We start from the raw sequence: 13955 nt of genomic DNA, 5'->3' as shown, positions 1-13955 counted from the left end.
TATCTTTACTACATTCTTTATTAGAACTCCGCCGCTGGAAAGGTTCAGTGAAGAAACCTTATTTTTTCATATTTGGGAACGCGAAATGCAAGACATATTGGTAACGAAGCGGGATGGTCGACAGGAAAAGCTGGACCTTGAAAAAATTCACCGAGTCGTTATCTGGGCCGCCCATGGTCTTCAGAATGTCTCAGTTTCACAAGTAGAACTCAAAGCCCACATTCAGTTTTATGACGGCATTAAAACCGCCGATATCCATGAGACGCTGATTAAGTCAGCGGCAGATCTGATTTCTGAAGATGCGCCGGACTATCAGTATCTGTCCGCTCGATTGGCTATTTTCCATTTGCGTAAACGCGCTTTTGATAGCTTTGAACCACCCCATCTGTTGGCTCATGTCACAAAGATGGTGGATGCGGGTCGTTATGATAAGCACCTGATTGAAGATTACAGCGAAGAAGAGTTTAACCTGCTGAACGAATACCTCGATCATAGCCGGGATATGAACTTCAGCTATGTTGCTGTTAAGCAGCTGGAAGGCAAGTATCTGGTTCAGAATCGAGTGACCCACGAGATTTATGAGAGTCCGCAGATTCTTTATATGCTGGTGGCGGCCTGCTTGTTTGCCAACTACCCGAAAGATACTCGTTTAGAATATGTGCGTCGTTTCTATGATGCCTGCTCTCTATTTAAGTTGTCTCTGCCAACACCGATTATGGCAGGGGTACGGACACCGACCCGTCAATTTAGCTCTTGCGTGCTGATTGAATCGGGTGATTCGTTGGATTCGATTAATGCCACCGCCAGTGCGATTGTTAAGTATGTTAGCCAGCGGGCTGGTATCGGTATCAACGCCGGTCGTATTCGTGCGCTAGGTAGCCCTATCCGTGGCGGCGAAGCATTCCATACCGGTTGTATTCCGTTTTATAAGTATTTCCAAACCGCAGTAAAATCCTGTTCACAGGGTGGCGTTCGTGGTGGTGCGGCAACGCTGTTTTACCCGCTTTGGCATCTTGAAGTTGAATCCTTGTTGGTATTGAAAAACAACCGCGGTGTAGAAGAGAACCGAGTGCGTCATCTGGATTATGGTGTGCAGCTGAATAAGCTGATGTACACCCGTTTGATCAAAGGTGGCGATATTACCCTGTTCAGCCCCCATGAAGTACCAGGGCTATATGATGCGTTCTTCGCTGATCAAGATGAATTTGAGCGTCTCTATCTGAAATATGAACAGGATGAATCTATTCGTAAGAAGACCATTAAAGCCGTTGAGCTGTTTGGTATTCTGGCTTCAGAGCGTGCTTCTACTGGCCGTATCTATATTCAGAACGTCGATCACTGTAATACACACAGTCCCTTCGATGCCAAGGTTGCGCCCGTTAAGCAGTCTAACCTCTGTCTTGAGATTGCGTTGCCAACGAAGCCACTAAACGATATTAATGACCCAGAGGGCGAGATCGCCCTGTGTACACTGTCTGCCTTTAACCTCGGGGCACTGGATAACTTAGACGAGCTGGAAAACTTAGCGGATCTGATTGTACGTGCACTGGATAGCCTGCTGGATTATCAGGACTACCCGATTAAAGCCGCGAAGATTGCCTCGATGAATCGCCGCACACTCGGGGTTGGGGTAACAAACTTTGCCTACTACCTCGCTAAAAACGGTGTGCGTTATTCCGATGGCTCGGCAAATGGCCTCGTACATAAAACCTTTGAGGCCGTGCAGTATTATTTGCTAAAAGCATCTAATCAGCTGGCGAAAGAGCAGGGGCCTTGTAAATTATTCCATGAGACTAATTACGCCAAAGGGATTCTGCCTACTGACACCTATAAGCGGGAAGTGGATGAGTTTTGTGATGAACCGTTGCACTACTTCTGGGAAACGCTGCGTGAAGATATCCGCGAGTTTGGCCTGCGCAACAGTACATTGACAGCCCTGATGCCCTGCGAAACCTCTTCACAGATCACTAACTCAACCAACGGTATTGAACCTCCGCGCGGTTATGTGAGTGTTAAGGCCAGTAAAGATGGTGTAATGAAACAGGTTGTGCCTGATTATGCTGAGCTGAAAGACGATTATGAGCTTCTGTGGCAGATTCCAAATAACGAAGGCTATCTACAGCTGGTGGGGATTATGCAGAAGTTTGTCGATCAGTCTATCTCGGCGAATACCAATTATGATCCAGCTAAATTCCCTGGCGAAAAAGTGCCGATGAAGAAGCTGCTGCAAGATTTGCTGACCGCCTATAAGTATGGGGTTAAAACCCTTTATTACCATAACACCCGCGATGGTGCGACCGACCAGCATGATGATATGAGTGGTTGTGAGAGCGGCGCTTGCAAGCTATAACAGCTTGCATCACTCAGCTTTAATGGATTTCAGGCCGGCCGTTTAGTTTAATGACCGGCAATTAGTTTTGACCTCCCTGATATCAGGGTAAGAGTAATGACGCGACATGCTATATTCAACGTTTGATCCGACTTTCAACGATGCTACTAAAGAGCCGATGTTTTTTGGCCATAACGTCAATGTCGCCCGTTACGACAAGCAAAAATACCCCATTATTGAAAAGCTGATCGACAAGCAGTTGTCTTTCTTCTGGCGACCAGAAGAGGTTGATCTGTCGACCGACCGTAAAGATTTTATGGTCATGCCTGATCACGAAAAACATATCTTTCTCAGTAATTTGAAGTATCAGACGCTGTTGGATTCTGTGCAGGGGCGTTCACCTAATATGGCGTTTTTGCCGGTGGTATCGCTACCGGAGCTTGAGACTTGGCTAGAAACCTGGTCTTTCAGCGAAACGATTCATAGTCGTTCTTATACACATATTATTCGTAACATCCTTACCGAGCCGTCCGAAGTGTTTGACGAGATCGTGACCAACGAAGAGATCGTCAAGCGGGCTCGCAGCGTGACACGTTTATATGATGAGTTCATCGAACTGGTCAATGTATATATGATTCAGGGTCCTGGTGAACACACGATCGATGGTAAAACATACGATGCGAGCCTGTATAACCTTAAAACGAAGCTGTATCTGACGTTGGTGTCGGTTAATGTGCTAGAAGCGATCCGTTTTTACGTTAGCTTTGCCTGTTCATTCGCCTTTGCGGAACGAGCCATTATGGAAGGCAATGCCAAAATCATTAAATTGATTGCCCGAGATGAGGCGCTGCACCTGACGGGTACTCAGTTTATGCTCAATATGTTGGCATCCGGTGCTGATGATCCTGAGTTCAAAACCATCGCTAAAGAGTGTCAGCCGCAGGTGTATGAGATTTTCCGCGAGGCGGCTGAACAGGAAAAAGAGTGGGCGGGTTATCTGTTTAAAGATGGTTCGATGATCGGTCTAAACGCGCGAATTTTGTCTGACTATGTAGAATATATTACCAATGTGCGGATGAAGGCACTCAACTTAGACGAAATTTTTCCTCAGAAGCAAAACCCTCTGCCTTGGATGAATGCATGGTTGGTCAGTGACAATGTGCAGGTAGCACCTCAAGAAGCGGAAATTAGCTCATACTTGGTCGGCGCAATTGACAACGAAATGGGTGAAGATGACTTCAATGGTTTCGACCTCTAAGGAACAGGTCATGTCAGGAATTCCAAGAATAAAGGTGAATAATCACAGCACCTTTTATTATCAGTATGAATACTCTTTACTCGATGCCATGGAGGCTCAGGAAATTCCTGCGCCCTATAATTGTCGAGGTGGATACTGCGGTTGTTGCCGAGTTCGCCTGATAGAAGGTGAGGTGGAAGAGGTTCAGGATGCACTGTATGACACCGTGGGTGATGAGATTCTTGCCTGTTGCTGTAAACCGGTTTCCCATATTGAGATTGAAATTCCAGAAGAGTGATCGGTTTAATCCGATGGCGTGGTTAATCGCTCATCATCCCGTTATTCTATTAAGGTTGTTTTTCGGCCAAAATCTTACCTGTTGTTAAGGCTATTTTTAATCGATTTCTGCGTTATAAACCCCTCTCTAGCGACTCTTCAACCTCCGTTAATTCCTGCTATCGTAAACCCGATAACCGATTCCTTGATCAGACCATTGATACATTCGGTCAAAAAGTTCCTAACAGGCTGAAACCGCTAAGCTCATCTAACAGATTCTATTATCCACAGCTAGTGATTAAGCCCAGTAGTGATTGCTAACCTATTGAAAATAAATAGAGTTGTTCTAGTGTGCTGCTTTTATAGACAATTACCGCTAAGCCCCGTACTATGGCCTTCACAGCCAGTTACTAAAAAGTAATACACTGATTTATCCACAGATTTTGTGCATGACAAAAAACTTGAATGAGTCACTCTTTATAGGCATACAGTGTACGGCGCTAGATGCTACGGATGCCAGCTTGCTTGTCAGTGACAGGTACAGTGGTAGTGCCGTTGTACGATTGTCATTTTGGCTCTAACGCTAGAGTGATAACGTTATGCAAGGTCTGTAGCGGGGGCGTTAGCGTTGTGTAAAGGTAACTTCAGTCAACTCTCTTCTGAAGTGAGAGGTAAACTTCGATAGAATAGGGGTTCCTTTGATTTCCGATCAAATTCAGGCTCAGTATTAATGAATAGAAAAAAGAAAATAAACAGTATATTGAAAAAGCGTGCAAAGAAAGCCAACGCGAAAGTGCATGTGTCGGGTAAGCCCCGTTATATCTCTAAAGATGAACGTGCCAATATGGAACAGCAGGACGCTGAGCAATGAGTGGAACTCAACAGAACAATCCGCTTCATGGTGTGACACTGCAACAGATCGTGATCGATCTACAGGACGAGTATGGTTGGGAGGAACTCGGACGGCGGATCAATATTCGCTGCTTTCAGAGTGACCCGAGTGTTAAGTCGAGCCTTAAGTTTTTACGTAAAACCCCTTGGGCTAGAGAAAAGGTCGAACAGCTGTGGATTCACTTGCAAGGGCGTAATACTCGCTGAGTTATACTGCGAGTGTTACCTCCTTTAATCTCTGCTATAAATCCAGCCTGCCTGTTAGCCGCTCTAATTCTCTAAATGAATCCTAAAGCCAGAAAGCGGTGCGACAGTGCCTATCAATTAATTCTCAACTCCAACGATAGCGATTAATAGACGTCCAAAGGGCGACACTGTTATTTTTCGGGGGTATTACCGTTTCTGCGGACTCATCGCGAGCTATCGAATAACAGCACTCTAGCGATAGGCTTAACCCTGCTTAGCCTAGCCCCTCAAATCGCGCGTAACGACTTACGCTATTTTTATGGTGATGTAGTCACTATGATTCGCTTAAAAAAGATTAGAATCATGAGTGATTTTTTCGGCTTTTTGGGTTGCATTTTCATAAAAATATTTGGCCAAGAGTGTCCGCCAATGACGACAGAAATATAGTGAGTAACTACTCTCTTCCGAAGCCGCGAAAGAAGGGCTGTAATCAAATTGCAATATTTAATTCACAGCAGGCTCTACATTTTTATGTAGCCACTTTAAGGCTGATGAAAAACTATTATAAATTCCTGTTGAAATACGTAACTTATTGAAAAATAAAGGCTAATAATCGTGTGTCGTTTATGTGTACGATTTGTGTCAGGGCCAATAACCACGGGCGTTTTAGCCATCTGCCCCAATACTACTAACAGTTTTATCCACAGAAAATGTGTACAACTAATCCAGTGCATAACTGCTATTCGTTGAGCGACCTATTTTGTGATTGACGCTTAAACATGACAGTTAAATCACGTTTTTCTGGTGCGCTGTATTTGATCATTTAGCTGTGTTTACTCGGTTTAAACTTAAGCAATAGCGTGATGGGCGGTATGATGTTCAAAGTGGAGTGATTGATATGTGATGCGGCTGAAGTGGCTAGCGAGTCATACAGACTTTCACTGATGGCTAGCTTGGAATAAAAAGATCAGCATTGAATAAATAGTTGAATGACAGGGTGACAAACCGCCAGGCTGAGCGACGGTTTGCTGATGCTGCAAAGAGAAAGAAAAATTTACTCCACCTTATCTTTATATTCACAGAGGTCTTCAATCAGACAGGAACCACAGCGGGGTTTACGAGCGATGCAGGTGTAACGCCCATGCAGGATAAGCCAGTGATGGGCGTCGAGAAGGAATTCCTTAGGGATGAAGCGTATCAGTTTTTGTTCGACTTCCTGTACGTTTTTACCTGTTGCGATCTTCGTGCGGTTGGATACTCGGAAAATATGGGTATCCACCGCCATCACCGGTTGGCCAAAAGCGGTATTGAGTACCACATTAGCGGTTTTGCGTCCTACGCCAGGTAACGCTTCAAGGTCTTCTCGGTTATCAGGCACAACGGAGTGATGCTGCTCAATTAGCATTTTACAGGCTTTAATAATATTCTCGGCTTTAGCGTTATACAGACCGATGGTTTTTATATAGGTTTTTAAGCCGTCGATCCCTAGTGCATAGATCGCTTCGGGCGTGTTGGCGATAGGAAACAGCTTACGCGTTGCTTTATTGACGCCGACATCTGTCGCTTGAGCCGATAGGGTGACAGCAACTAATAGTTCAAATGGGCTGCTGTACTCAAGTTCGGTCTTTGGATGTGGATTAGCTTCCCGTAGACGGGCAAATATTTCATAGCGTTTAGCGGCGTTCATTCGTTCCGTTCATTGTCAGTTGAGTAGGTCTGTATGGTATCGGGCTGGGTTAGTGCGGGCAAGGGCGGTGTAAGCAGCTCTTCTGGTGTTAACGGCCTCTGAGACTAAGTGTTGAGGTTAAAACCCATATGCTGAGGGGTATTCATCGAGTGGCTGATATATAGTTGAGCTAGTTGTTGATGGGTTTCAAAGGGGTATGTATGGTGAATCTGCCTTTAGCGGAGGATAGAAAGCTATTAGTTGTCTATCGGGTTGAACCTGGTTGTTTAGGGCCTGAAGGTAAACATGTGGTGGCTGAGTTTTGTCGTTTTGCTCAGGGGCAGATTCAATCTCAAGATTCCGATGTGATTAGATGGAATATCGTACCGAGAAACAGTAAAACACTTCCAGAAATAGAATATAATGTGGTCGGTAAGAGAATAAGCTATTCTCAAGCTGTTCGGTACTTAGCGTTGTTCGGTAAAAGCCTCGATAGATTCGAAGGCCATTTGGGTGAAAGGATTGCATTATTTATAGAGGATTTTATGAGTCGACCGTAGTCGTCTCATCACTCAGTTTCTTTAAACCTCCGCTGATACGTTTGGCCACACGATTAAATGGTATTGAGTATTCATACCAATCACCCTTATGGAATTACAATGAAAAAGACGTTTCACTTAACGCATCCTAAGCTCACTGTGCCAAGGCATGTTGATGCTATTAAGCATGAAGTTAAAAAATATATAAAAAGAGAGCGTAATAAGACGCTGCCGGATGATGCAGACTTCTGGGATTTTGATTGTCGTTTTGGCGATGATGAAGCAACCAGCACAGAGATTCATCTGTCTGAAATCAGTAAAAAAATATCGGAAGTTGAAGCTAAAAACCAAGAATCTTTCTATTTGGAAATTTTGGCTAAGCCGGCCTATCGCGCTGAAAAGCCTGAATAACGTGATAATGCGTTAAAGAAAAGCGACCCGATGGTCGCTTTTTTTGTCTTTATTCAGTGGCGGTCATCTTTGCCATGGGTGTCGTACCGAATGCTCTGTTATCGATGATGAGTAAGCTCAGTAAGACACAGATGCTTGCTTTCAGTTGCCTTTAGCGATGTTCACCTAATAATCCGCTTGCTTCACCCTTATCTCGTTTCGCCGCTTTTTTCTCTTTGGCGGTCATGAGTGGTTTTTTCTTCGACTCTTTCTTGCTGTTCTTATCTTTGCTCATGTTAGTGCTCCAGGAAATATTGAATATTTACAGAACAACCACAGTCACTCTTTTTAACAGAACGATCAGGCGCCACAGAGGGTTACCGAGTCTATTAAATGGGTAGAGTAATCATGGAGCTTTTGAACTTAGCCGAGGCTACACAGGAAGGATTGCAATGATGTGCAGGAAGGACAGATCATCATAGCACGCAAAGAGGAAGACCGTGAGGATCATTCACTGATTGCTGCGAGACCTAAAAAGAGGTGGCTCGCAGCAAAGTATTGTATTTAAGAGATATTACCGGTTACGCGTACCCGGCGGGTTTCACCGCCTGATTCTGTGGGGACGGCAGGCGCTTTACGTTTCTCTTCTAGGCGTTTATCGATAATATTTTTCACGGCGATGAGCAGTCCCATACCGACAAAGGCACCCGGCGGTAGGATGGCGAACAGAAAGCCGACATAGTCTTCGACAATCACTATTTTCCAGCTTTCAGCCGCAGGGCCAAACAGTAGCTGCATATCGCTGAACAGCGTGCCAAGGCCAAGCACCTCACGCATACCACCTAACACCATGAGCACTAACGTGAAACCGAGTCCCATCATGGCGCCATCGAGCAGTGACGCGCCGACAGGGTTTTTAATGGCAAAGGCATCGGCACGACCCATGATAGCGCAGTTGGTGACGATCAATGGAATAAAGATGCCGAGAATGGTATACAGCTCATATGTGAATGCCTGCATTAACAGTTCGATACAGGTCACGAACGAGGCGATAATCATGACGAAAACCGGTAAGCGTACCGATTCAGGAATAAATTGACGGAACATTGAGATACTTAGGTTTGACCCCATCAGCACGATAGTACTGGCGAGCCCAAGCCCCATAGCATTTACCACGGTGCCAGTAACGGCTAGCAGCGGGCAGAGTCCAAGTAACTGAACCAACGCAGGGTTATTATCCCAGAGCCCATCGAGGGTGATTTTTTTGTAATCATTGGCCATATTATTTAGCTCCCGGTACTGAATTTAGATCGGCGTTGTTGTCCAGTAGTGCGGCTTTATGTTCGCGAAAATAGTGAATTGCCCGCCCCGTGGCATTAACAACGGCCCGTGGGGTGATCGTTGCGCCGGTAAACTGATCAAAACGGCCACCATCTTTCTTCACGGCCCAAGTAGGATCGTTCTTCCCATCATAGCGCTGACCATCAAAACTGTGTAACCAGTTCGATTTTTTTAATTCTACCTTATCACCAAGCCCTGGGGTTTCTTTGTGGGCCAGTACTCTGACACCGGCAACAGATTCATCAGCATTGATACCGACAATCATATCAATATTGCCGGTATAACCATCAGGAGCGGTGACTGGAATAATAATGGTGGTGACTCGACCATCACGGCGTGCTCGGAATATATCGACCGGTTGATCGCTGCCCGTTAGCGCCGGTTCATTGATCGTTACGGTATCTTCCAGCAGGTTGTTATCGATACTTTCTTTAGGCACGATCTGATATAGCGCTTTGGCCCGTGCTTCTTGTTCGTTGACCCGTATTTGCTCTTTGGTATAAACCTGAGTCAGTGCGATAGCCCCCGAGGTGATAACGGCAAAGATACTTAGTCCCAGAGCGCTGTTACGAATAGCGGTTAACATATCCATTACTTCATCCCCCGGTTAGGTTTCGCATGGCCATAGCTGCGGGGCTGAGTGTACTGATCGATAAACGGAGCACAGAGATTCATCAGCAATATGGCGAAAGCGACAGCATCGGGATAGTTACCCCAGGTGCGGATAACAAACACTAGCAGGCCAATACCGGCACCAAACCAGAGTTTACCTTTATTACTGGTGGCTGAAGTAACCGGGTCGGTAGCGATAAAGAACGCCCCCAACATAGTGGCTCCAGTGGTCAGGTGAAAGAATGGATCGGGATACTGGTCGGGCATTAGCATGTAAGAGAGTGTTGCCAGTAGCGTAAGACTTGCCAGCATGGCGACGGGGGTGTGCCAAGTGAAGATTTTTTTATACAGCAGAAATATGCCACCCATAAAATAAGCGGCACTGACCGCGTGCCAAGCACCAATGCCATTAGCCAGTAGGGCATTTTCGACCCACATCTCTTCAGTCGTAAAACCATCGCGGTGGCGCATAATATCCAATGGTGTTGCCATTGTATGGGCATCTACAGCCGCACCAGCGGTACCAAAAATGGCGCTTAGAGTATCGCCTAGCGACACGACTGCCCAGCCGTCACCGTTCATCATAAAGGGGCCTGCCCAGCTAGTCATCTGTACCGGGAAGGAAACCAGTAAGAGGGCATAGGCGACCATGGCTGGATTAAAAGGATTGCTACCCATACCGCCGTAGAGTTGCTTAGCAATAATAATGGCGACAATGATACCTACGGACATCACCCACCAAGGGGCAAATGGGGGCAGGGCGAGTCCCAGCAATACGGCAGTCACTAGGGCGCTGTAGTCCGTTAGATAAAAGCTGATAGGGCGTTGACGCAATTTAACACAGGCCGCTTCCAGTGCGATGGCCAGTAGTGAGCCCCAGAGCACTTGGATGAGCGTGCCCCAGCCAAAAAAGAAGGTCATTGCCGCCAGCCCGGGAAGGGTAGCCATCAACACAGTAAGCATCACGCTACCGGTGTTGCCTGGTCGGTGTGCGTGGGGTGATGTGATTCGGATCAGTGCCATTCTATCTACTCAGGTGTGCCGCTTTGTTTAAAAAGATATTTTTTGTCAAAAAGATTGAACAAAATATCTGCTTAAAAAGGATTAAAAAAGAAAACTTAGTCATATCCGGCCTAGTTAGAAAAACGTTCTAGGGTTGCATTTAGCTGCTCAGCTTTTGCACGGATAGTTAGAAGTTCTGTTTCCAATGGTTGTTTACTATCATCTTCCGCTTTACTCAAGGCGCGTTCCGCTTTGGTAACGGCAGCCCGTGCTAAGGCAGCATCGATCTTCAGCTGTTTGAGATCGATTCCCTCACTGGCTGCTGCAGCGATTTTTTCTGCTTCAGCTGCATCGAAAGTGGCTTTAGCCTTATCATGCCGTGCTCTCAGTGCTTCTATTTCTGCCACTAATGGAGTGTTATCTTCACCTTCTGGCAGTTCATTCAGCTGTTTTTCTGCCTTCTTGAGCTTGGTGCGCATAATCGACACCTGCTGCTTCAGTGCTTTAAGGTCAATAACCGCAGGCTCTGCGTCTGGCGCGGGCTGTGCCGATTGATTGCCGCTTTTTTGCACTAGCTCATCTTGCAGGTCTTTAAGTTTACCTTTTAGTTTTTCAACGCCAGCAGCCATCTTCTCGGCAGCGGGGCTAGCGGATTCAACGGCGGCTTTCCAAGCACTTTCTGCTTTGTTGACTTTAGCTTGCAGAGTGGCGATTTCAGTTTCTAAGGCTGAGGTATCAATGGTGGTAACTGTGGGTTGGGCCACTGAGCGGGACTTATCCAACTCATCTTGCAGGTCTTTCAGTTTGTCTTTTAGCTTATCAACGCCGGCGGCCATCTTCTCGGCGGCGGGGCTAGCGGATTCAACGGCAGCTTTCCAAGCGCTCTCTGCTTTGTTGACTTTAGCTTGCAGAGTGGCAATTTCGGTTTCTAAGGCGGAAGTGTCGATGGCAGCATTGGCGGTGTTTGTGCCGTTCTCGGCGTCTTGATAGGCCTGTTCCGCTTCGGCCGATTTTGCTTGTAAGGCTGTTACTTGGGTTTTTAGTGCCTCAATATCACCTTCGCCACTGGCTTCTGCTGTCGCCAGTTGTTTTTCCGCCTTCTTCAGCTTAGTGCGAGCGATCGCGGCATTACTTTTCAGTTGTTTCAGGTCAGTTTCAGGCGCTGCTATCGGGCTTGGCGCGTTTTGGGCGTCGGTGTAGGCTTTTTCTGCTTGATCTGATTTGAGCTGAAGCTGCTTCAGAGTCGCTTGCAGTGTTTCAATGCCATCCAAACCTTTGCTTTGGGCGTTGGTGAGTGCTTTTTCAGCTTTTCTGAGCTTCGTGCGGGCAATAGCCGCGTTACTTTTTAGCTGCTTCAGGTCTGGAACAGTCGTATTGGTACTGCTCGTGGTCGCTGAGGCGGCTTTACTAAAGGCCGCATCCTTCTTCGCTGCTTGAGCGGCAGCGGCTTCGATCGCCCGTTGTTTGCGGCGTTCCTCTTTTTCAATTTTGTCCCGTTCTAAACGTGCTAAACGGGCTTCAAAGCGAAGGCGGGCATGGTCCGCTTTACGCTGTTCATCATCCTCTTTGCGGATCTCAGCTTTAGCGAAACGGTAATATTGTACCAGCGGTATATTGCTTGGGCAGACGTAAGAACAAGCGCCACACTCGATACAGTCAAATAGATTGTGATGTCGGGCTTTCTCAAACTCTTTGCCTTTGGCAAACCAGTAAAGCTGTTGCGGTAGCAGCTCGGCCGGACAAACCTGCTCACACATACCGCAGCGAATGCAGGCCTGTGCCGGTGGTTGTGGCGGCATTTCATTAATACTGGCGGCGATCAGACAGTTGGTGGTTTTGATGACCGGTATCTGCTCATTGGTGACGGTGATTCCCATCATCGGCCCACCAATAATCAACCGTTGCATCTGTTGGCGGTTAACGTTGGCAAGGTTTAACAGGTCGGCTATCGGGGTACCGATACGGACTTCATAGTTCTGTTTATGGGCCGCAGATTCACCGGTGACGGTAATGATGCGTGAAATCAGTGGCTCACCCTGGATGACAGCACGATAGACCGCCGTGGTAGTACCGACGTTTTGGCAGACAATGCCCACATCCGCAGGGATCTTACCGCTCGGCACTTCAACGCCGGTGAGCAGTTTGATGAGTTGTTTTTCGCCGCCGGAGGGGTATTTCGTTGGGGTGATAACGATATCGAGATTCAGGTGGCTTTTATCCAGCGCGTCATGTAGCGCACGAATCGCCTGAGGCTTGTTATCCTCGATGCCGACCATGATGTGCAAAGGCTTGAGCAGGTGGGCGATAATCTCAATACCACCCAGAATTTCATCTGCCCGTTCACGCATCAGCATATCGTCGGCAGTAATATAGGGTTCACACTCGGCGGCGTTGATGATCAGCGTATTGACGATATGATCATCGCCTAGGTGTAGTTTTACATCGGTTGGAAAGCCTGCGCCCCCCATGCCAGCCACACCGGCTTGACGGATATATTCGATGAGTTCTGGTTTTGTTAGCTCGGTGTAATTCTCAAGCCCCTGATGTTCTATCCATTGGTCTTGACCGTCAGATTCTATGACTATGCAGTCGGCATCCATACCCGACATATGAGGCACTGGGTGAGGCCCAATAGCGACCACGGTGCCTGAAATCGAGGCGTGAATATTGGCGCTGATACGGCCAATCGCCTCGGCTACTCGTTGGCCCTTTAATACATGATCGCCTACTTTGACAATAGGGTCTGCTGGTAAGCCGATATGTTGCTGCAGTGGCAGAATAATACGGGATGGCAGCGGGGCTTGTGTAATGGGCGCGCCAGTTGATTGCTTTTTATTCTCCGGTGGATGAATACCGCCGTGGAATTGATGTACTCGAATGGTATTTTTCATCCCTTAATCTCCAGCGCAATGCCTGGCTGGCGGTCGGTGGCAATCAGTTCTATACCCGGTTTTGGGGCTGGCCACTGCCAATTATTGAGTGTGGGTTCGAGGGGTAGCATATCAATACAATCTACAGGACAGGGTTCGACACACAGATCGCAACCGGTACATTCCGACACGATAACGGTGTGCATCTGTTTGGCAGCCCCAAGAATTGCATCTACTGGGCAAGCCTGAATACATTTGGTACAGCCGATACATTCATCTTCGCGGATGTAGGCGACTTTTTTGATCGGTTCTTCAGCGTCTTCGGCGTCCAGCGGAAGGGCTTCTACATCCAGTAGGTCGGCGAGGGCTTCAACCGTGCTCTGGCCACCCGGCGGGCATTTATTGATCGCTTCACCGTTAACAATGGCTTCCGCATAGGGGCGACAACCCGGATGCCCACATTGACCACATTGAGTTTGAGGTAGTAGGGCGTCGACTTGATCAACCAGTGGGTTGCCTTCGACTTTAAAACGGATTGAGGAATAGCCCAGCAGAATGCCGAACACTAGACCCAGTCCTAACAATACCAGCACGGCGACTAATACAGCGCTCACGG

The 13955-nt window shown here is 47.2% G+C and carries 14 protein-coding genes; 7 read left to right on the top strand and 7 right to left on the bottom strand.

Annotated features, from left to right (window positions below; genetic code table 11):
• The first annotated feature begins 85 nt into the window (after positions 1-85).
• The 5 genes from nrdA (at position 86) to KO512_RS08010 (ending at position 4940) form a co-directional block, all read left to right on the top strand.
• Positions 86-2350, top strand: coding sequence for a class 1a ribonucleoside-diphosphate reductase subunit alpha (nrdA, locus tag KO512_RS08030; protein WP_215951812.1), 2265 nt, complete (start codon positions 86-88; stop codon positions 2348-2350).
• 106 nt (positions 2351-2456) lie between these two features.
• Complete coding sequence (nrdB, locus tag KO512_RS08025; RefSeq protein WP_215951811.1) at positions 2457-3587, top strand: class Ia ribonucleoside-diphosphate reductase subunit beta; 1131 nt, start codon at positions 2457-2459, stop codon at positions 3585-3587.
• Positions 3588-3597: 10 nt separating this feature from the next.
• Positions 3598-3864: a class I ribonucleotide reductase maintenance protein YfaE gene (gene yfaE / locus KO512_RS08020; protein WP_215951810.1), complete on the top strand. Its 267-nt coding sequence runs from the start codon at positions 3598-3600 to the stop codon at positions 3862-3864.
• A 708-nt stretch (positions 3865-4572) separates the two neighbouring features.
• Positions 4573-4713: a DUF2986 domain-containing protein gene (locus KO512_RS08015; RefSeq protein ID WP_215951809.1), complete on the top strand. Its 141-nt coding sequence runs from the start codon at positions 4573-4575 to the stop codon at positions 4711-4713.
• A complete protein-coding gene (locus tag KO512_RS08010; protein ID WP_215951808.1) occupies positions 4710-4940 on the top strand; it encodes a VF530 family DNA-binding protein in 231 nt (76 codons plus the stop codon). Before KO512_RS08015 ends, KO512_RS08010 begins: the two co-directional genes overlap by 4 nt.
• A gap of 1033 nt (positions 4941-5973) precedes the next feature.
• Here the strand turns inward: KO512_RS08010 and nth are convergent.
• Positions 5974-6606: an endonuclease III gene (gene nth / locus KO512_RS08005; protein WP_215951807.1), complete on the bottom strand. Its 633-nt coding sequence runs from the start codon at positions 6604-6606 to the stop codon at positions 5974-5976.
• A 200-nt stretch (positions 6607-6806) separates the two neighbouring features.
• Between nth and KO512_RS08000 the strand changes: the two genes are divergently transcribed.
• Complete coding sequence (locus KO512_RS08000; RefSeq protein ID WP_215951806.1) at positions 6807-7145, top strand: hypothetical protein; 339 nt, start codon at positions 6807-6809, stop codon at positions 7143-7145.
• 99 nt (positions 7146-7244) lie between these two features.
• A complete protein-coding gene (locus KO512_RS07995; RefSeq protein WP_215951805.1) occupies positions 7245-7535 on the top strand; it encodes a DUF6172 family protein in 291 nt (96 codons plus the stop codon).
• Between the two features lie 151 nt (positions 7536-7686).
• Here the strand turns inward: KO512_RS07995 and KO512_RS20285 are convergent, their stop codons facing one another.
• From KO512_RS20285 to rsxB, 6 genes are all read right to left on the bottom strand, one after another.
• The gene (locus KO512_RS20285; RefSeq protein ID WP_289847218.1) at positions 7687-7809 is read right to left on the bottom strand and encodes a hypothetical protein; all 123 of its coding nucleotides are present in this window, start codon (positions 7807-7809) and stop codon (positions 7687-7689) included.
• A gap of 269 nt (positions 7810-8078) precedes the next feature.
• Complete coding sequence (locus tag KO512_RS07990) at positions 8079-8795, bottom strand: electron transport complex subunit E (RefSeq protein WP_215951804.1); 717 nt, start codon at positions 8793-8795, stop codon at positions 8079-8081.
• Position 8796: 1 nt separating this feature from the next.
• Entirely contained in the window at positions 8797-9447 is a 651-nt protein-coding gene (rsxG, locus tag KO512_RS07985) for an electron transport complex subunit RsxG (protein WP_215951803.1), read from the bottom strand.
• On the bottom strand, positions 9447-10490 hold the full coding sequence (rsxD, locus tag KO512_RS07980; protein ID WP_215951802.1) for an electron transport complex subunit RsxD: 1044 nt from the start codon (positions 10488-10490) through the stop codon (positions 9447-9449). Before rsxD ends, rsxG begins: the two co-directional genes overlap by 1 nt.
• A gap of 110 nt (positions 10491-10600) precedes the next feature.
• On the bottom strand, positions 10601-13360 hold the full coding sequence (gene rsxC, locus KO512_RS07975; RefSeq protein ID WP_215951801.1) for an electron transport complex subunit RsxC: 2760 nt from the start codon (positions 13358-13360) through the stop codon (positions 10601-10603).
• Positions 13357-13953, bottom strand: coding sequence for an electron transport complex subunit RsxB (gene rsxB / locus KO512_RS07970; protein ID WP_215951800.1), 597 nt, complete (start codon positions 13951-13953; stop codon positions 13357-13359). Before rsxB ends, rsxC begins: the two co-directional genes overlap by 4 nt.
• Between the last annotated feature and the right edge of the window lie 2 nt (positions 13954-13955).

The sequence above is a fragment of the Amphritea atlantica genome, assembly GCF_018860855.1.
GTDB lineage: Bacteria > Pseudomonadota > Gammaproteobacteria > Pseudomonadales > Balneatricaceae > Amphritea > Amphritea atlantica_A.
The sequence above is the reverse complement of the archived record's forward strand: the minus strand, read 5'-3'. Positions and strand labels throughout refer to the sequence as shown.

Excerpts from the sequence above, each read along its gene's own strand:
- nrdA (WP_215951812.1), top strand. The coding sequence starts at position 86 with ATGCAAGACATATTGGTAACGAAGCGGGATGGTCGACAGGAAAAGCTG.
- nrdB (WP_215951811.1), top strand. The coding sequence starts at position 2,457 with ATGCTATATTCAACGTTTGATCCGACTTTCAACGATGCTACTAAAGAG.
- yfaE (WP_215951810.1), top strand. The coding sequence starts at position 3,598 with ATGTCAGGAATTCCAAGAATAAAGGTGAATAATCACAGCACCTTTTAT.
- KO512_RS08015 (WP_215951809.1), top strand. The coding sequence starts at position 4,573 with ATGAATAGAAAAAAGAAAATAAACAGTATATTGAAAAAGCGTGCAAAG.
- KO512_RS08010 (WP_215951808.1), top strand. The coding sequence starts at position 4,710 with ATGAGTGGAACTCAACAGAACAATCCGCTTCATGGTGTGACACTGCAA.
- nth (WP_215951807.1), bottom strand. The coding sequence starts at position 6,606 with ATGAACGCCGCTAAACGCTATGAAATATTTGCCCGTCTACGGGAAGCT.
- KO512_RS08000 (WP_215951806.1), top strand. The coding sequence starts at position 6,807 with ATGGTGAATCTGCCTTTAGCGGAGGATAGAAAGCTATTAGTTGTCTAT.
- KO512_RS07995 (WP_215951805.1), top strand. The coding sequence starts at position 7,245 with ATGAAAAAGACGTTTCACTTAACGCATCCTAAGCTCACTGTGCCAAGG.
- KO512_RS20285 (WP_289847218.1), bottom strand. The coding sequence starts at position 7,809 with ATGAGCAAAGATAAGAACAGCAAGAAAGAGTCGAAGAAAAAACCACTC.
- KO512_RS07990 (WP_215951804.1), bottom strand. The coding sequence starts at position 8,795 with ATGGCCAATGATTACAAAAAAATCACCCTCGATGGGCTCTGGGATAAT.
- rsxG (WP_215951803.1), bottom strand. The coding sequence starts at position 9,447 with ATGGATATGTTAACCGCTATTCGTAACAGCGCTCTGGGACTAAGTATC.
- rsxD (WP_215951802.1), bottom strand. The coding sequence starts at position 10,490 with ATGGCACTGATCCGAATCACATCACCCCACGCACACCGACCAGGCAAC.
- rsxC (WP_215951801.1), bottom strand. The coding sequence starts at position 13,360 with ATGAAAAATACCATTCGAGTACATCAATTCCACGGCGGTATTCATCCA.